The organism is Variovorax sp. GW821-FHT09A10 (assembly GCF_059418385.1).
Map to the genome: position 1 here is coordinate 259,669 of NZ_JBWKPT010000002.1, position 16,076 is coordinate 275,744.

Consider the following 16,076-nt stretch of genomic DNA (forward strand, 5'->3'; position numbering starts at 1 on the left):
CAAACGAAAGCCCGCGAATGAAGGTACTGGTGATTGGAGGAGGGGGCCGCGAGCACGCACTGGCGTGGCGGCTGGCGCAGGGCAACCGGGTCAGCCGCGTCTACGTGGCACCCGGCAACGGCGGCACCGTGAGCGACGAACGCTACGACTGCATCGACATCACCGAACCCGCCGCGCTGCGCGAGTGGGCGATGGCCGAGAAAATCGCGCTGACCGTGGTCGGCCCCGAAGGACCGCTGGCGGCCGGCGTGGTGGACGAGTTCCGCGCGCATGGCCTGCGCATCTTCGGCCCGACGCAGGCGGCTGCGCAGCTCGAAAGCTCCAAGGCCTTCTCGAAGGCCTTCATGAAGCGCCACAAGATCCCGACCGCCGAGTACGAGGCCTTCACCGACGCCGCTGCCGCCCACGCATACATCGACGCCAAGGGCGCGCCGATCGTCGTCAAGGCCGACGGCCTGGCCGCCGGCAAGGGCGTGGTGGTTGCGATGACCGCGCAGGAAGCCCATGAGGCCGTCGACTTCATGCTGGTCGACAACAAGTTCGGCGTGTCGCACAACGAAGGCGGCGCACGCGTCGTCATCGAAGAATTCCTGCAAGGCGAAGAAGCCAGCTTCATCGTGATGTGCGACGGCAAGAACGTCGCCGCGCTCGCCACCAGCCAGGACCACAAGCGCCTGCTCGACGGCGACGAAGGCCCGAACACCGGCGGCATGGGCGCGTACTCGCCCGCGCCCGTGGTCACGGCCGAGGTGCATGCGCGCGCCATGCGCGAGATCATCCTGCCGACCATCCGCGGCATGGAAAAGGACGGCATTCCGTTCACCGGCTTCCTCTATGCCGGCCTCATGATCGACGCGGCCGGCCAGCCCAAGACGCTCGAATTCAACTGCCGCATGGGCGACCCCGAGACGCAGCCGATCATGATGCGCCTGAAGTCCGACCTGTTCGAGGTGTTCTGGCACGCCACCGACGGCACGCTCGACCAGGTCGAGCTGCAATGGGACCGTCGCGTGGCGCTGGGCGTGGTGATGGCCGCGCACGGCTACCCGCTGTCGCCGCGCAAGGGCGACCGCATCAGCGGCATCCCGGCCGAGGCGCCCGATGCCGTGGTGTTCCACGCGGGCACCACGCTCGAGAACGGTGAGCTCAAGACCAGCGGCGGCCGCGTGCTCTGCGTGACCGTGCTGGCCGACAGCGTCAAGCAGGCGCAGCAGCGCGCCTACGAAGTCGCGGCGCGCGTGCAGTTCGACGGTGCGCAGTACCGCAAGGACATCGGCTACCGCGCGCTGAGCGCGCGCAACACGACCCAATCCTGATGCCAGCCACCCAGCCGAAGGCGGTCGGCGACTACCTGCGCGGACTGCAGCAATCGATTATCTCGGCGATCGAGGCGGCGGACGGCGGCAGCGCGGTGCGCGACGCCTGGCAGAAAGAACCCGGCGAGCCGCTGCAGGGCAATGGCCTGACCTGCATCCTCGAAGGCGGCGCGCTGTTCGAGCGCGCCGGCGTCGGCTTCTCGCAGGTGCGCGGCGCCAAGCTGCCGTCCTCGGCCACGCAGAACCGCCCCGAGCTCTCGGGCGCGCCGTTCGAGGCCATGGGCGTGTCGCTGGTGTTCCACCCGCGCAACCCCTATGTGCCGATCGTCCACATGAACGTGCGCATGCTGGCCGCGCAGCCCGCGGGCGGCGGCGATCCGGTGTGCTGGTTCGGTGGCGGCATGGACCTCACGCCGTGCTACGGCTTCGAGGAAGACGCGGTGCATTTCCACACCGTGTGCCGCGACGCGCTCGCTCCCTTCGGCGCCGACAAGTACCCGCGCTTCAAGACCTGGTGTGACGAGTATTTCTTTCTGAAGCACCGCAACGAGCAGCGCGGCATCGGCGGCATCTTCTTCGACGACTTCGCCGAAGGCGGCATCGAGAACGGCTTTGCGCTGATCCGCTCGGTCGGCGATGCGTTTCTGCAGGCTTACCTGCCGATCGTCGAGCGCCGCCGCGGCATGCCGTACGGCGAGCGCGAGCGCGAATTCCAGCTGTACCGGCGCGGGCGCTATGTCGAGTTCAACCTCGTGTGGGACCGCGGCACGCACTTCGGCCTGCAGTCGGGCGGGCGCACCGAATCGATCCTGCTGTCGATGCCGCCGCTCGCGAGCTGGGCCTACCGGCAACAGCCCGAAGCAGGCAGCCCCGAAGCCGCGCTGTACAGCGACTTCATCGTGCGCCGGGACTGGGTGTGAGCCCCACCGGTTCCGCTTTGCGCATCGGCGTCTTCGGCGGGGCCTTCGACCCGCCGCACAACGCGCACGTCGCCCTGGCCGAAGCTGCATTGGCGCAGCTCGATCTGACGGAGTTGCACGTCATTCCCACAGGGCAGGCCTGGCACAAGAGCCGCACGCTCACGCCGAAGGAAGATCGTCTCGCGATGGCGCAACTGGCCTTCGGCAGCCTGACAGGCAAGGTCGTCATCGACAGCCGCGAAGTGTTGCGCGACGGCCCGACCTACACGCTCGACACGCTGCACGAATTGCAGAAAGAGCAGCCCGGCGCACAGCTCGTGCTGGTGATGGGCGCGGACCAGGCGGCGGCCTTGCCGACCTGGCACGGCTGGCAGGATATACTCGGCATTGCTATCGTTTCTGTAGCGTATCGCGCACTATCGACGGGTGACGTCACTCGTTTTGATCCGAAACAGCTGCCCGGCCTCCCGGCTGGCGCGCGTTTCGAGGCGCTTGAACTGCCTGCCGCCATGGACACCAGCGCCACCGATATCCGGCGGCGTGTGGCGTCGGGTGTGGACATTTCCTCGCTGGTTCCGCCCACGGTTGCACGCTATATTGACCAACACCACCTCTACCGCTCTGCCTGATGACCACTGAAGCCGCCGCCAAAAAAGACATCCAAAAACTCCAGCGAGCCATCATCGATGGTCTCGAAGACGTCAAGGCGCAGGACATCCAGGTATTCGACACGGAGCACCTCTCGCCGCTGTTCGAGCGCGTGATCGTGGCGTCGGGCACCTCCAACCGCCAGACCAAGGCGCTCGCTTCGAGCGTGCGCGACGCCGTGCGTGAAGCCGGCTTTGCCAAGCCGCGCACCGAGGGCGAGGAAAACGGCGAGTGGATCATCGTGGACTGCGGCGCGGCCGTGGCGCACATCATGCAGCCCGCCATCCGCCAGTACTACCACCTCGAAGAGATCTGGGGCGACAAGCCGGTGCGCGCCAAGCTCGGTGCCACCAAGCCCGCGCTGGCCACCGCCTCGTCCGTCGTCAAGGGCGCCGAAGAGAAGAAGACGGCCGCCGCCAAGACGCCGAGCCTGCGCCGTTCGAGCGCTGCCAAGACCGCGATCCGCGCGGCCGAGCAGGAAGCCAAGGCCGCCAAGGCCCCGGCGAAGAAGGCCGCATCGAAGACCGCGGGCAAGACCGCCGCCAAGAAGGCCCCTGCGAAGAAGTCCGCCACGGGCACCGCACGCGTGCCGGTGAAGGTGGTCGGCAAGCCGGCCGCCAAGAAGACCGCTGCAAAGAAGGCGCCGGCCAAGAAGGCGCCAGCCCGCCGCGCATGAAGCTGCTGGTGGTCGCCGTCGGGCAGCGCATGCCCGACTGGGCGCAGACTGCCTGGGACGACTACGCCAAGCGCTTCCCGCCCGAGCTCAAGCTTGAGCTGCGCGCTGTCAAGACCGAGCCTCGCGGCTCCAAGACCCTCGAGACGCTGTATGCCGCCGAGCGCGAACGCATCGAGGGTGCCATCGCCCGCGGCATGCGCATCGTCGTGCTCGACGAGCGTGGCACCGCGCTCACCACCAAGGCGCTGGCCGCACGGCTGCAGACCTGGCAGGGCGAGGGCGACGACGTCGCGCTGGTCATCGGGGGCCCCGACGGGCTCGACCCGGCCTTCAAGGCCGCGGCGCACGAACGCATCCGCCTGTCCGACCTGACCCTGCCCCACGCCATGGCGCGCGTGCTGCTGGTCGAACAGCTCTATCGGGCGTGGTCGGTCAACGCGGGCCATCCGTACCACCGGGAATGACCACGGGGCCGGCGGTGGGGCCCACCTCGGAGACCTGAACTTGCCTGACTTCATCTACCTCGCGTCGCAAAGCCCGCGCCGCGCCCAATTGCTCGGCCAGCTCGGCGTGCGCCACGAACTGCTGCTGGCCGGTGACGACGAAGACGCCGAGGCGCTCGAAGCCTTGCTGCCGAACGAGTCGCCGACCGCCTACGTGCAGCGCGTCACCGCCCTGAAGCTCGATGCCGCCGTCGCGCGCCGCAAGCGCCTGGGCTTGGCCGATGCGCCCGTGCTCTGCGCTGACACCACCGTCGCGCTCGGCCGCACCATCCTCGGCAAGCCCGAGGACGCACGCGATGCCGAACGCATGCTCGCGCACCTGTCCGGCGCCATGCACCGCGTGCTCACAGCGGTCGCGCTGCAGCACGGTCGTCGACGCCATGCGGCGCTGAGCGTATCGCGCGTGCGCTTCGCCACGCTCACGAAGAAGCAGATCGCGGCCTACGCCGCCAGCGGCGAGCCGCTCGGCAAGGCCGGCGCCTATGCCATCCAGGGCGCGGCGGCTGCGTTCGTGGAGCACATCAGCGGCTCCTATTCGGGCATCATGGGACTCCCCATGTTCGAGACCGCGCAGCTGCTTCGAGGCGTCGGTTTCAATACTTAAGACATCCATGCAAGACATCCTGATCAACTGGTCTCCGCAGGAGACCCGTGTGGCGCTGGTCGAGCACGGCGCGGTGCAAGAGCTGCACGTCGAGCGCACGCTCGAGCGCGGGCTGGTCGGCAACATCTACCTGGGCAAGGTCTCGCGCGTGCTGCCGGGCATGCAGTCGGCCTTCATCGACATCGGCCTGGAACGCACCGCCTTCCTGCACGTGGCCGACATCGTCTCGCCGTTCACGCCGGGCTCGCGCCCGAGCGCCGCGCCGCCTGAACGCGACCACCGCAACGGCGGGCCGATGGTGCCCATTGAGAAGCAGGTGTTCGAAGGCCAGTCGCTGCTGGTGCAGGTCATCAAGGACCCGATCGGCACCAAGGGCGCGCGGCTGTCCACGCAGATCAGCATCGCCGGCCGGCTGCTGGTGTTCCTGCCGCAGGACAACCATATCGGTGTGTCGCAGAAGATCCCGCCCGACCAGCGCGAGTCGCTGCGCAACCGCATGCTGGCGCTCATCGAGGCGGCCGCGGCCGCCGAGAGCGGCGGCGTGGTGCCCGTGAACACGGGCGGCTTCATCCTGCGCACCAACGGCGAAGACGCCGCCGACGCCGAGCTGGCCGAAGACATCGCCTACCTGCGCAAGACCTGGACCCGCATCCGCGAGGCCTCGGGCCGGATGCCGGCCATGTCGCTGCTGCACCAGGACCTGAGCCTGCTGCAGCGCGTGCTGCGCGACATGACGAGCGAAGACACGCAGACCATCCGCATCGACTCGCGCGAGCAGTTCGAAGTGCTGCTGAAATTCGGCCTCGAATTCATGCCGCAGGCGGCCGGCAAGCTGCAGCACTACAAGGGCGAGCGGCCGATCTTTGACCTGTATTCGGTGGACGAGGAAATCGCGAAGGCGCTGGGCCGGCGCGTCGACCTGAAGTCGGGCGGCTACCTCGTGGTCGACCAGACCGAGGCATTGACCACCGTCGACGTGAACACCGGCGGCTTCGTCGGTGCGCGCAACTTCGACGACACCATCTTCAAGACCAACCTCGAGGCCGCGCAGGCCATTGCGCGGCAGCTGCGCCTGCGCAACCTGGGCGGGATCATCATCGTCGACTTCATCGACATGGCGCGCGACGACCACCGCGAGCAGGTGCTGGCCGAGTTCCGCAAGCAGCTCGCACGCGACCGCGTGAAGACCACGGCCGGCGGTTTCTCGCAGCTCGGCCTCGTCGAGATGACGCGCAAGCGCACGCGCGAATCGCTGGCCCACATGCTGTGCGAGCCTTGCGTGGCCTGCAGCGGGCAGGGCATCGTGAAGACCGCGCGCAGCGTGGCCTACGACGTGATGCGCGAGATCCTGCGCGAGGCACGGCAGTTCACGCCGCGCGAGTTCCGCATCGTCTCGTCGCCGCAAGTCATCGAGCTGTTCCTCGACGAGGAGAGCCAGCACCTCGCGGGGCTGAGCGACTTCATCGGCAAGCCGATCTCGCTGCAGTCGGAGCCGGCGATCGGGCAGGGGCAGTACGACATCGTGCTGCTCTGACGGTGGGAGCGCGCGGCCCGTGGCAACGACGGGTCAGCGCTTCGACTCCTGGCCTTGGCGCATCCAGACGCTGGCCAGCGCGGCGGCCACCAGCATGCCGGCGATCAGCAGCAGCCCGTTCTTCGTGCTGCCCGTGCTCTGCTCGATCCAGCCCATCACCGACGGGCCGATGAAGCCGCCCACGAGGCCGCAGGTGTTGACCAACGCGAGTCCGCCTGCCAGCGCCACGCCAGCCAGCCGTGAGGACGCGAACAGGAAGATCACGGACTGCACTACGAAGAACATCGAGCCCGTGAGGCAGAAGCCGGCCAGCGCAATGGCCGGGCTCGCGAAGGCGGCGATCAACAGACCCACCGCCATCGAGACCAGCCCGACCAGCAGCAGGAGCCGACCGCGCTGCGGCGTGACCGCGAGCCGCGGCAGCGCAATGGCGCCGACAGCGGCGGCCACCCAGGGCAGCGAGTTGAGCGCGCCGATTTCCAGCGGCGAGAGCTTGCCGTAGGTGCCGATGATGCTCGGCAGGAAGAAGATCACCGTGTAGATGCTGATCTGGTGGCAGAAGTAGACAAAGATCGCCAGCCAGATCTGCCGGTCGACCAGGCAGGCGCGGAACGACTCGCCGACCTGTCCGTTGGCCACGTCCTCGGCGCGTTCGGCGGCGAGCTGGCGTTCGATGGCCTGCGCCTGCGGGCGCGTGAGCCAGCTGGCACTCGAAGGCCCGTCAGGCAGCTTGCGCCAGACCACGAAGGCCAGCGCCACGGCGGGCAGGCCTTCGAGCACGAACATCCATTGCCAGCCGTGCCAGCCCCACAGGCCATCCATCTGCAGCAGCGCGCCGCCGACCGGGCCGCTGAGGATGTTCGCGATGCACACGCCGAGCAGGAAGTAGCCCGTGGCGCGTGCGCGGTCCTTGCGGCCGAACCAGTAGTTCAGGTACAGCATCACGCCCGGGAACAGGCCGGCTTCCGCCGCGCCGAGCAGGATGCGCATCACGTAGAACGAGGTCTCGCCCGTGACGAAGGCCATGCCGGCCGACAGCAGGCCCCAGGTGATCATGATGCGGGCGATCCACCAGCGGGCCCCCACGCGGTGCATCACGAGGTTGCTGGGCACTTCGAGCAGCGCGTAGCTCAAAAAGAACAGCCCGGCGCCCAGCCCGTAGGCGGCTGCCGAGATGCCGATGTCCACGGCCATGTGGCTCTTGGCCAGCGCGATGTTGGTGCGGTCGATGAAGCTGATCACATAGGCCAGCACCAGCAGCGGCATGAGCTTGCGAAAGATCAGCGCATTGAGCGAGGCCTGTTCGTCGACGGCCTGGCGGGCGCGCAGGCCCGGCGGCGTGGCGGGGATGGATGGGTGTTGCATGGGATGTCTCTCTCCTGTCCTGTCGTGTTCTGGCGGAAGGTCGCCGGCGTGCGCCGGCGTGTAGATGCGGCCCGGTCGTGGGCCGGGCCGGGCGGTTCGGGTGCAGGGCTAGAAGTCGACGTTCGCCGCGCCCTTGAGCCCGAGGATCTCGCGGGCTTCGGCGGGTGTCGCGATGTCGATGTTCAGCGCCTCCAGCACGGCGCGGATGCGCAGCACCTGTTCGGCGCTCGACGCGGCGAGCCGGCCCGGGCCGATCCACAGCGAGTCTTCGAGCCCGACGCGCACGTGCGCGCCCATGGCGGCGCCGATGGTGGCCAGCGGCAGCTGGTTGCGGCCGGTGCCGAGGATCGACCATTCGAAGCGGTCGCCGAACAGCCGCGCGGCGGTGCGGCGCATGTGCATCAGGTCTTCGGGATCGGCGCCGATACCGCCCAGGATGCCGAAGACCGTCTGCACGAAGACCGGGGCCTGCACCAGCCCGCGGTCGAGGAAGTGCCGCAGGTTGTTGAGGTGGCTCACGTCGTAGCACTCGAACTCGAAGCGCGTGCCGTTGGCGTTGCCGAGCTTCAGGATGTTCTCGATGTCGGCAAAGGTGTTCTTGAAGATCAGGTTGCGGCTGTTCTCCAGGTGCTCGCGCTCCCATTCATGCGCGAAGGACTTGAAGCGCTCCAGCATCGGAAAGAGGCCGAAGTTCATCGAGCCCATGTTGAGCGACGCGAGCTCGGGCTTGAAGGTGGTGGCCGGGCGCATGCGCTCCTCGACGCTCATGTGCGGGCTGCCGCCGGTGGTGATGTTGATCACCGCATCGGTCGCGGCCTTGATCTTCGAGAGGAAGGGGCGGAACAGGTCCGGGTCCTGCGAGGGGCGGCCGTCCTTCGGGTCGCGCGCATGCAGGTGCAGGATCGCGGCGCCCGCGCGGGCGGCTTCGATCGAAGCGTGCGCAATCTCGTCGGCCGTCACGGGAAGGTGCGGCGACATGCTGGGCGTGTGGATGGCGCCCGTGGGGGCGCAGGTGATGATGGCTTTGGGGCGTTGGGCCATGAGGTGTCCGGAAAGAAGAAGAGGGAAAGAAGGGGCGTGCGAGCGGATCAGCTCAGCGCCTGCGTGTGGCCGTCCACCACGAGCTCCTGGCCCGTGACGCTGGCGGCCAGGTCACTGGCGGCGAACAGAACCATGTTCGCGATGTCTGTCGCTGTGACCATGCGGCCCAGCGCGGCCTGCGCGGTGTAGGCGCGCGTCACTTCGTCGAGCGGCTTGCCCAGCGCCTCGGCCTTGGCGGCGATCACCGCGCGGATGCGCGGACCATCGACCGCGCCCGGCAGGATCGCGTTGACGCGGATGCCGTCGGCCCCGAGTTCGAGCGCCAGCGTTTTCGTGAAGCCGATGACGGCCCACTTCGAGGCGGAGTAGGGCGAGCGCCCCGGCATGCCCAGGTGCCCGGCGGCCGAGGACAGGTTGACGATGGCGGGCAGGCGGCCCTTGCGCAGCCGCGGCACGGCCAGCCGCACGCAGAGGAACTGGCCGGTGACGTTGACGGCCATCGTGCGCTCCCAGTCGGCGAGCGAGACGGTCTCGACCGGGCCGGTGGGGCCGGCCACGCCGGCGTTGTTCACAAGCACGTCGAGGCCGCCGAGTTCGCGGTCGACGGCCTCGAACAGGCGGGCCACGTCGTCCTCGTTGGACACGTCGGCAACGCAGCGGCCCACCTCGGGCAGCTCACGCGCCAGCTGGTCGAGGCTGGCAGCCCGAACATCGCAGACGAAGACCTTGGCGCCCGCCGCCGCGAAGCTGCGCACGATGTCCAGGCCGATGCCGTTGGCACCGGCGGTGACGAGCACGCGCCGGCCGGCGAGGGAGTTGTTGTTCCACATGCTGAAGAGATCCTTGAGGTCGATTTTTGCAATGACGGGGATCGTATATCTGTGATCACAGATAATTCATAGGGAATACCCCGGACATATACTTCGACGCATGAGCCTCACCGATCTCGTCACCCCCCTGAAGCGCCAGACGCTCAGCGCCAACGTCTACGACCAGTTGCGCGACCTCGTGATGAGCGGGCAGATGATGCCGGGCGAGCAGATTTCATTGCGCAGCGCGGCCGAGGCGCTGGGCGTGAGCGTGATGCCGGTGCGCGAGGCGATGCAGCGCCTGGTGGCCGAGCAGGCGCTCGAACTCACGCCCAGCCGCACCTTGCGCGTGCCCCGGATGACGGCGGCGCAGTTCAAGGAAATCACCACCATCCGCACCAACCTCGAAGGCCTGGCCACGGAGCTGGCGGCCTCGGCATCGGGTGCGGTGGCGCTGCGCGACATCACGCGCTGGCACGACGAGTTCGCGGCCGAGATGAACGCGGCGAGCCCGGACGGTTCGAAGCTCGTCACCTTCAACAAGGAGTTCCACTTCGCGGTCTACGCCGCCGCCGACATGCCGGTGTTGCTGCAGATGATCGAGGCGCTGTGGCTGCGCATCGGCCCCATCCTCAACTACGACCTGCGGGCCGGCTCGCGACGCGTGGGGGACAAGGTGGCGATGTCGCACCATGCGGCCCTGCTGGCCGCGCTGAAGCGCCGCGACGGCGCCAAGGCCCGGGCCGCGCTGCAGGGCGACATCGAAAGCGCCGCGGAATTCATCCTGTCGACGGGCGTGCTGGTGTCCGATGGCACGCTGCCGTCGCAGAACGCCGCGCCGGCGGCGAAGAAGGCGCGCAGCGCGGCAGGCACTGCGCGCTGAGGGTCAGAGCGTCGGGTCCTGCCCCGGCGCCGCGCTGCGCACCGCCAGCGTCTGCAGTCGCGCATAGAGCCCGTCGCTCGCCATGAGTTGCTCGTGGCTGCCTTGCTCGGCGATGCGGCCTTGCTCCATCACGATGATGCGGTCGGCGTGCTGGATGGTCGACAGGCGGTGCGCCACGATCAGCGTGGTGCGGCCCTGCATCAGGCGTTGCAGGGCGTCCTGCACCAGCCGTTCCGATTCGGTGTCCAGCGCCGACGTGGCTTCGTCGAGCAGCAGCACGGGCGCGTTCTTGTAGAGCGCGCGGGCAATCGCCAGCCGTTGGCGCTGGCCGCCCGACAGCTGCGTGGCGTTGTGGCCCAGCACGGTGTCGATGCCCTGCGGCAGCGTCTCGACGTGCGCGCTCAGGTTGGCCGCCTCGAGGCAGGACTGCACGCGCGCGATGTCGATGTCGCCGCCCAGCGCCACGTTGGCGGCGAGCGTGTCGTTGAGCATCACCACGTCCTGGCTCACCATCGCGAACTGGGCGCGCAGGCTCTTGAGCTGCCATTCGCTGGTGTCGTGGCCGTCGAGCAGCACCTGGCCGCCGCTGGGCTGCACGAAGCGTGGCAGCAGGTTGACCAGCGTGGTCTTGCCCGAGCCCGAGGGGCCGACAAAGGCCACCACCTGGCCCGGCTCGATGACGAGGTTCACGCCGTCGAGTGCGCGCTGTTCGTCGTCGCCGCGGTAGCTGACCTGCACGTTGCGCAGTTCGATGTGGCCTTGGGCGTGGGCGACGCTGAAGGTGCCCTGCGATTCCGGCGCCACCTCGTCGATGAGGATCAAGCCGCGCTCCAGCGCTGCGAGGCCGCGCGTGATCGGCCCGGCCACTTCAGCGAGGCGGCGGATCGGCGCGATCAGCATCAGCATGGCCGTGATGTAGGCGACGAAGCCGCCCACCGTGAAGCCCTGCTTGCCGCTTTGCCACAGCGCGATCATCACCACCACCGACAGCGCCAGCGAGGCCATCATCTGCGTCAGCGGCGTGGTGGCGGCCTGGGCGATGGTGGACTTCACGGCCAGGCGGTTGAGGCGCTGGCTCAGTTGTTCGAAGCGGCGCTCCTGCGCCTGCTCCGCGCCGTGCAGCCGCACCACGCGGTGGGCCAGCACGTTTTCCTCGACCACGTAGGCCAGCTCGTCGGTGGCCTGCTGGCCCTGCTGCGTGAGCTTGTACAGGCGCTTGGAGAACACCTTCATGATCCAGGAGATGCTGGGCACCAGGAAGGCGACGATGAGCGTGAGCTTCCAGTTCAGGTAGACCAGATAGCCCAGCAGCGCGATCAACGTGAAGCCGTCGCGCGAGAGCCCGAGCAGCGCCTGCACCAGCAGCATGGCACCGGTCTGCACCTCGTACACGACGGTGTTCGACAGCGCGCTGGCCGATTGCCGGGCGAACAGCGCCAGCTCGGCGCCGAGCAGCCGTTCGAACAGCACGCGGCGCAGCTTCTGCATGCCTTCGTTGGCGATGCGCGAGAGCGCGTACTGCGAAATGAATTGGGCGATGCCGCGCACCGCGAACAGCAGCAGCACGGCGGCCGGAATGAACCACAGCGGCATCTCGCCGCGCGTGAAGCCCCGGTCGAGCAGCGGCTTGAGCAGGGCGGCCATGAGCGGCTCGGTGAGCGCGGCCAGCAGGGCGCCGATCAGCCCCACGGCCCACCATTGGCGCGAACTGCCGAACCAGGTCATGAGTCGCGCCAGCCGGCGCATGAGGGGAGGGCGGGCGCTCTCGCTGCCGGGGGATGCTTGCATATGGCGGCGGATTTTACGGGGCGGCTCCGACCGCCTTTTGCAGGGGCTGTAGGACCATTTCGCCGGATAAACGTTTTGTGACGGCGGGTTCAACCCAGTGTGTAACATGTGGCCCGTGAAACGCCGGGGAGAAACTTTTTACCCGGAAACCTCTCCGAACCGCATGAACAAGCCGTTGCCAGATCTTTCCCCAACTCCTTCTTCATCGTTGATTGCGCGCCGCAGCCTCATCGCGGCCCTTGCTGCCTCTCCCATGCTTCCCGCCATGGCCCAGTTCCGGGTCGAGGTCTCGGGCGTGGGGCTGACGCAGCTGCCGATCGCGCTCGTGCCCTTCAAGGGGCAGGACGCCTCGCCGCAGAAGATTTCCGACATCGTCCAGGCCGACCTCGAACGCAGCGGCCAGTTCCGCGGCGTCGATGCCTCGGGCCAGGCGCTCGACGAATCCTCGCGTCCCGACCTCGCCCTGTGGCGTCAGCGCACCGCCGATTCGCTCGTGGTGGGCAGCGTGAGCCGGCTGGCCGACGGCCGCTACGACGTGCGTTTCCGCCTGTGGGACGTCGTGAAGGACCGCGACCTCGGCGGCCAGAGCTACACCGTGCCGCAGGGCGACCTGCGACTGGCGGCCCACCGCATCGCCGACTACGTGTATGAAAAGCTGACCGGCGACAAGGGCATCTTCTCGACCCGCATCGCCTACGTCACCAAGGGCGGCAGCCGCTACTCGCTGTGGGTGGCCGACGCCGACGGCGAGAACGCGCAGGCCGCGCTGGCCAGCCCCGAGCCGATCATTTCACCCTGCTGGTCGTCCAACGGTCAGCAGCTGGCGTACGTGTCCTTCGAGTCGCGCAAGCCCGTGGTCTACGTGCACAACGTGGCCAGCGGCCAGCGCCGGTTGCTCGCCAACTTCAAGGGCTCCAACAGCGCCCCGGCCTGGGCGCCCGACGGCGGCTCTCTGGCCGTCACGCTCAGCCGCGACGGCGGCTCGCAGCTGTTCACCATCCCGGCCAGCGGCGGCGAACCGCGCCGCCTGACACAGAGCTCGAGCATCGACACTGAGCCGGTGTACTCGGCCGACGGCAGCACGATCTACTTCGTGAGCGACCGCGGCGGCGCGCCCCAGATCTACAAGATGAGCGCCGGTGGCGGCAACCCGACCCGGGTCACCTTCAGCGGCACCTACAACATTTCTCCATCTGTCAGCGGCGATGGCCGGTGGTTGGCCTACATCTCGCGGGTCGGCGGTGCGTTCAAACTCCACGTGATGGAGTTGGCGAGCGGCAATGTCGCGGCGATCACCGACACCACGGCCGACGAGAGCCCGAGCTTCGCACCCAACAGCAAGCTGATCGTCTATGCCACGCACCTGCAAGGTCGCGAGGCGCTCATGACGACCACGCTGGACGGAAAAATCAAGGCCCGCCTGGCGGGTCAGGCGGGAGACATCCGCGAACCGGACTGGGGTCCGTTTCAAAAGCAATAAGCATTGACCAGATAAATTTACTTGAGGAGTTCGCAAATGTTGAAACGTACGATCTATTCGCTCGCCATCGTGGCGCTCATCGCCGGTTGCTCTTCGGGCACCAAGCTCAACGAAACGCCGGTCTCCGACCGCACCGGCACGGCTGGCGGCCAGCAAGGCGGCGCGACCGCCGTGGCGCCCGTGACCATCGACCCCAACGCCAACACGGCGCAAGGTCCGGTCGGCGTGGCACGCATCGTGTACTTCGACTACGACAGCTACACGGTCAAGCCCGAGTTCCAGTCGGTGATCGACGGCCACGCGCGCTTCCTCAAGGGCGCCACGCAACGTCGCATCTCGATCGAAGGCCACACCGACGAGCGCGGCGGCCGCGAGTACAACCTGGCCCTCGGCCAGAAGCGTTCCGAAGCCGTGCGCCGTGCGCTCACGCTGCTGGGCGTGAACGACAGCCAGATCGAAGCCGTGAGCTTCGGCAAGGAAAAGCCCGCGGCACAAGGTTCGGGCGAAGAAGTGTGGGCGCAGAACCGTCGCGCTGAAATCCGCTACACCCGGTGATGCAGCCACGTGCCCTGTGGCGAGGTGCGGCCCTCGCCGCCGCCTTGCTCTGCGCGTCGGCCGGCTCGCAGGCTGCGCTGTTCGAGGACGACGAGGCCCGCAAGGCCATCCTCGACCTGCGCCAGCGCGTCGAAGCCATGCGCCAGCAGACCGACCAGCGCCTGGCCGACGAAAACGGCCAGCTGCGTCGCAGCCTGCTCGACCTGCAAAGCCAGATCGAGCAGATGCGCGGCGAACTGGCACGCATGACCGGCCAGAACGAGCAGCTCACGCGCACGCTGAGCGAAATGCAGTCGCGCCAGACCACGATCGACGACAAGCTCAAGCAGAACGAGCCTTCGAAGGTCTCGATCGACGGCCGCGAGTTCAACGCCGATCCGAAGGAAAAGGCCGATTTCGAAGCGGCCCTGGGCATCTTCCGCGCGGGCCAGTTCGCGCAGGCCCAGACCGCCTTCGCGGAGTTCGTGAAGCGCTATCCACAAAGCGGCTACAACGCATCCGCGCTGTTCTGGCTCGGCAATGCGCAGTACGCCACGCGCAACTACAACGAAGCCATTGCCAATTTCCGCTCGATGCTCTCGCTCGCACCCGACCACGCCAAGGCGCCCGAAGCCGTGCTGTCGATCGCGAACTGCCAGATCGAACTGAAAGACACGCGCGCCGCACGCCGCACGCTGGAAGACCTGGCCAAGGCCTACCCGCAGTCGGAAGCCGCACAGGCCGGCCGCGAGCGCCTGTCGCGCCTGCGTTGACGCAATGACCGTTTCAGCGGAGCTGTCCGCTTGAGCGCTTCACCCGAAGCCTCCTCGCTCCCCATGGCCGCCGCGGATGTCGTCACCGACACCGCGGCGCCTGACTTTGCGCGCCGCTTCGGTGGCCTAGAGCGCCTGTACGGCGTGGCCGGTGCCGCGCGCATCCGCCATGCCCATGTGCTGATCGTCGGCATCGGCGGCGTGGGCTCGTGGGCTGTCGAGGCGCTGGCACGCAGCGGGGTGGGGCGCCTGACGCTGATCGACCTCGACCACGTGTCGGAGTCGAACATCAACCGCCAGATCCACGCGCTCGACTCCACGGTGGGGCAGGCCAAGGTCGAAGCCATGCGCGAGCGCATCGCGCAGATCAACCCCGAGTGCCAGGTGCTCGCCATCGACGAGTTCGTCGAGCCCGGCAACTGGGCTTCGCTGCTCGACACCGCGCAAGCCACTCATGGGCCCGTTCACGCGGTGATCGACGCCTGCGACCAGGTGAAGGCCAAGCTCGCCATGGCCGCATGGGCGCGCACGGTGTCGCGCAGCACCGCGTTCATCACGGTCGGTGCGGCGGGCGGCAAGCGGCAGGCGCACAAGGTCGACATCGACGACCTGTCGCTCGTCACGCACGACCCGCTGCTGGCCCAGCTTCGCCAGCGGCTGCGCAAGCTGCACGGCGCGCCGCGCGAAGGCCGCAAGATCGGCCTGGCCTGCGTGTTCAGCCGCGAGAGCGTGGCGCCGCCCGATGCGTCGTGTCAGATCGATTCGGGCGACGGTTCGCTCAACTGCCACGGCTACGGATCGGTGGTCAGCGTGACCGCCACCTTCGGTCAATGTGCGGCAGGGTGGGTGCTCGACGAAATTGCGAGAAACAGCACGCTATAATCCAAGGCTTTGCCGGATTCGACGTCGGCAAGAAGCAAGAAAAATGGTTCCGGGACGTTAGCTCAGTTGGTAGAGCAGCGGACTTTTAATCCGTTGGTCACTGGTTCGAATCCAGTACGTCCTACCAGAACCCCCCAATCAATCCTCATGTGCTGCAAGCGCCTGAGGATTTTTTTATGGGCGGCGCGAAGCCGGTGGTTGGCTTCGCGACAGGTCGCCCGGCAGTGCAGCAAAGAGCGGGCCGGGTTCGCCTTCGACTGTGCGCCTGAACAAACGACAACGCCGCGCGGATGCAGAGGCATCCGCGCGGCGTTGTCTTG

General features: G+C 67.9%; 16 protein-coding genes and 1 tRNA gene. 13 read left to right on the forward strand and 4 right to left on the reverse strand.

Features of this window, described 5'->3' with window-relative positions; translation table 11 throughout:
• The first annotated feature begins 17 nt into the window (after positions 1–17).
• Genes purD through rng form a run of 7 tightly spaced genes read left to right on the forward strand, consistent with a single transcriptional unit; the run spans position 18 to position 6,201 of the window.
• Positions 18–1,316, forward strand: a complete 1,299-nt coding sequence (gene purD, locus AC07Q9_RS08045; RefSeq protein WP_495308634.1) for a phosphoribosylamine--glycine ligase — start codon at positions 18–20, stop codon at positions 1,314–1,316.
• On the forward strand, positions 1,316–2,236 hold the full coding sequence (hemF, locus tag AC07Q9_RS08050) for an oxygen-dependent coproporphyrinogen oxidase (protein WP_495308636.1): 921 nt from the start codon (positions 1,316–1,318) through the stop codon (positions 2,234–2,236). The genes purD and hemF overlap by 1 nt, the downstream gene beginning before the upstream one ends.
• On the forward strand, positions 2,233–2,865 hold the full coding sequence (nadD, locus tag AC07Q9_RS08055) for a nicotinate (nicotinamide) nucleotide adenylyltransferase (protein ID WP_492676929.1): 633 nt from the start codon (positions 2,233–2,235) through the stop codon (positions 2,863–2,865). Before hemF ends, nadD begins: the two co-directional genes overlap by 4 nt.
• Positions 2,865–3,560: a ribosome silencing factor gene (gene rsfS, locus AC07Q9_RS08060; RefSeq protein ID WP_062470113.1), complete on the forward strand. Its 696-nt coding sequence runs from the start codon at positions 2,865–2,867 to the stop codon at positions 3,558–3,560. The genes nadD and rsfS overlap by 1 nt, the downstream gene beginning before the upstream one ends.
• The gene (rlmH, locus tag AC07Q9_RS08065; protein ID WP_070060813.1) at positions 3,557–4,024 is read left to right on the forward strand and encodes a 23S rRNA (pseudouridine(1915)-N(3))-methyltransferase RlmH; all 468 of its coding nucleotides are present in this window, start codon (positions 3,557–3,559) and stop codon (positions 4,022–4,024) included. Before rsfS ends, rlmH begins: the two co-directional genes overlap by 4 nt.
• Before the next feature lie 40 nt (positions 4,025–4,064).
• The gene (locus AC07Q9_RS08070; RefSeq protein ID WP_495308638.1) at positions 4,065–4,667 is read left to right on the forward strand and encodes a Maf family protein; all 603 of its coding nucleotides are present in this window, start codon (positions 4,065–4,067) and stop codon (positions 4,665–4,667) included.
• A gap of 7 nt (positions 4,668–4,674) precedes the next feature.
• Positions 4,675–6,201 (forward strand): ribonuclease G, encoded by a 1,527-nt coding sequence (rng, locus tag AC07Q9_RS08075; RefSeq protein WP_070060811.1) that lies wholly within the window; start codon positions 4,675–4,677, stop codon positions 6,199–6,201.
• A 33-nt stretch (positions 6,202–6,234) separates the two neighbouring features.
• On the opposite strand, the gene AC07Q9_RS08080 is transcribed toward rng, so the two are convergent.
• From AC07Q9_RS08080 to AC07Q9_RS08090, 3 genes are all read right to left on the reverse strand, one after another.
• Positions 6,235–7,566: an MFS transporter gene (locus tag AC07Q9_RS08080; protein WP_492734653.1), complete on the reverse strand. Its 1,332-nt coding sequence runs from the start codon at positions 7,564–7,566 to the stop codon at positions 6,235–6,237.
• A 108-nt stretch (positions 7,567–7,674) separates the two neighbouring features.
• Positions 7,675–8,607, reverse strand: coding sequence for a 3,5-dioxohexanoate:acetyl-CoA acetone transferase (kce, locus tag AC07Q9_RS08085; protein WP_495308639.1), 933 nt, complete (start codon positions 8,605–8,607; stop codon positions 7,675–7,677).
• Between the two features lie 47 nt (positions 8,608–8,654).
• Positions 8,655–9,437 (reverse strand): SDR family oxidoreductase, encoded by a 783-nt coding sequence (locus tag AC07Q9_RS08090; RefSeq protein ID WP_495308641.1) that lies wholly within the window; start codon positions 9,435–9,437, stop codon positions 8,655–8,657.
• 100 nt (positions 9,438–9,537) lie between these two features.
• Here AC07Q9_RS08090 and AC07Q9_RS08095 point away from each other — a divergent pair, with 100 nt between their 5' ends.
• Complete coding sequence (locus AC07Q9_RS08095) at positions 9,538–10,299, forward strand: GntR family transcriptional regulator (protein WP_495308643.1); 762 nt, start codon at positions 9,538–9,540, stop codon at positions 10,297–10,299.
• A 3-nt stretch (positions 10,300–10,302) separates the two neighbouring features.
• On the opposite strand, the gene msbA is transcribed toward AC07Q9_RS08095, so the two are convergent.
• Positions 10,303–12,087: a lipid A export permease/ATP-binding protein MsbA gene (gene msbA, locus AC07Q9_RS08100; protein WP_489061301.1), complete on the reverse strand. Its 1,785-nt coding sequence runs from the start codon at positions 12,085–12,087 to the stop codon at positions 10,303–10,305.
• 163 nt (positions 12,088–12,250) lie between these two features.
• Here msbA and tolB point away from each other — a divergent pair, with 163 nt between their 5' ends.
• The 5 genes from tolB (at position 12,251) to AC07Q9_RS08125 (ending at position 15,883) form a co-directional block, all read left to right on the forward strand.
• Complete coding sequence (tolB, locus tag AC07Q9_RS08105; protein ID WP_489061299.1) at positions 12,251–13,567, forward strand: Tol-Pal system beta propeller repeat protein TolB; 1,317 nt, start codon at positions 12,251–12,253, stop codon at positions 13,565–13,567.
• Positions 13,568–13,603: 36 nt separating this feature from the next.
• Positions 13,604–14,122 carry a peptidoglycan-associated lipoprotein Pal gene (gene pal, locus AC07Q9_RS08110; protein WP_489061297.1) on the forward strand — a complete coding sequence of 173 codons (519 nt, stop codon included), beginning with the start codon at positions 13,604–13,606 and terminating at the stop codon, positions 14,120–14,122.
• Entirely contained in the window at positions 14,122–14,874 is a 753-nt protein-coding gene (gene ybgF, locus AC07Q9_RS08115; RefSeq protein ID WP_489061296.1) for a tol-pal system protein YbgF, read from the forward strand. Before pal ends, ybgF begins: the two co-directional genes overlap by 1 nt.
• A 63-nt stretch (positions 14,875–14,937) precedes the next feature.
• Entirely contained in the window at positions 14,938–15,756 is an 819-nt protein-coding gene (locus AC07Q9_RS08120) for a tRNA threonylcarbamoyladenosine dehydratase (RefSeq protein WP_495309944.1), read from the forward strand.
• A 51-nt stretch (positions 15,757–15,807) separates the two neighbouring features.
• Positions 15,808–15,883: transfer RNA gene (locus tag AC07Q9_RS08125), tRNA-Lys, on the forward strand.
• The last annotated feature ends 193 nt before the right edge of the window (positions 15,884–16,076 follow it).

What these genes read in the sequence shown, in the direction of transcription:
- purD (WP_495308634.1), top strand. Translation starts at nt 18, where the DNA reads ATGAAGGTACTGGTGATTGGAGGAGGGGGCCGCGAGCACGCACTGGCG.
- hemF (WP_495308636.1), top strand. Translation starts at nt 1,316, where the DNA reads ATGCCAGCCACCCAGCCGAAGGCGGTCGGCGACTACCTGCGCGGACTG.
- rsfS (WP_062470113.1), top strand. Translation starts at nt 2,865, where the DNA reads ATGACCACTGAAGCCGCCGCCAAAAAAGACATCCAAAAACTCCAGCGA.
- rlmH (WP_070060813.1), top strand. Translation starts at nt 3,557, where the DNA reads ATGAAGCTGCTGGTGGTCGCCGTCGGGCAGCGCATGCCCGACTGGGCG.
- rng (WP_070060811.1), top strand. Translation starts at nt 4,675, where the DNA reads ATGCAAGACATCCTGATCAACTGGTCTCCGCAGGAGACCCGTGTGGCG.
- AC07Q9_RS08080 (WP_492734653.1), bottom strand. Translation starts at nt 7,566, where the DNA reads ATGCAACACCCATCCATCCCCGCCACGCCGCCGGGCCTGCGCGCCCGC.
- kce (WP_495308639.1), bottom strand. Translation starts at nt 8,607, where the DNA reads ATGGCCCAACGCCCCAAAGCCATCATCACCTGCGCCCCCACGGGCGCC.
- AC07Q9_RS08090 (WP_495308641.1), bottom strand. Translation starts at nt 9,437, where the DNA reads ATGTGGAACAACAACTCCCTCGCCGGCCGGCGCGTGCTCGTCACCGCC.
- AC07Q9_RS08095 (WP_495308643.1), top strand. Translation starts at nt 9,538, where the DNA reads ATGAGCCTCACCGATCTCGTCACCCCCCTGAAGCGCCAGACGCTCAGC.
- msbA (WP_489061301.1), bottom strand. Translation starts at nt 12,087, where the DNA reads ATGCAAGCATCCCCCGGCAGCGAGAGCGCCCGCCCTCCCCTCATGCGC.
- tolB (WP_489061299.1), top strand. Translation starts at nt 12,251, where the DNA reads ATGAACAAGCCGTTGCCAGATCTTTCCCCAACTCCTTCTTCATCGTTG.
- pal (WP_489061297.1), top strand. Translation starts at nt 13,604, where the DNA reads ATGTTGAAACGTACGATCTATTCGCTCGCCATCGTGGCGCTCATCGCC.
- ybgF (WP_489061296.1), top strand. Translation starts at nt 14,122, where the DNA reads ATGCAGCCACGTGCCCTGTGGCGAGGTGCGGCCCTCGCCGCCGCCTTG.
- AC07Q9_RS08120 (WP_495309944.1), top strand. Translation starts at nt 14,938, where the DNA reads ATGGCCGCCGCGGATGTCGTCACCGACACCGCGGCGCCTGACTTTGCG.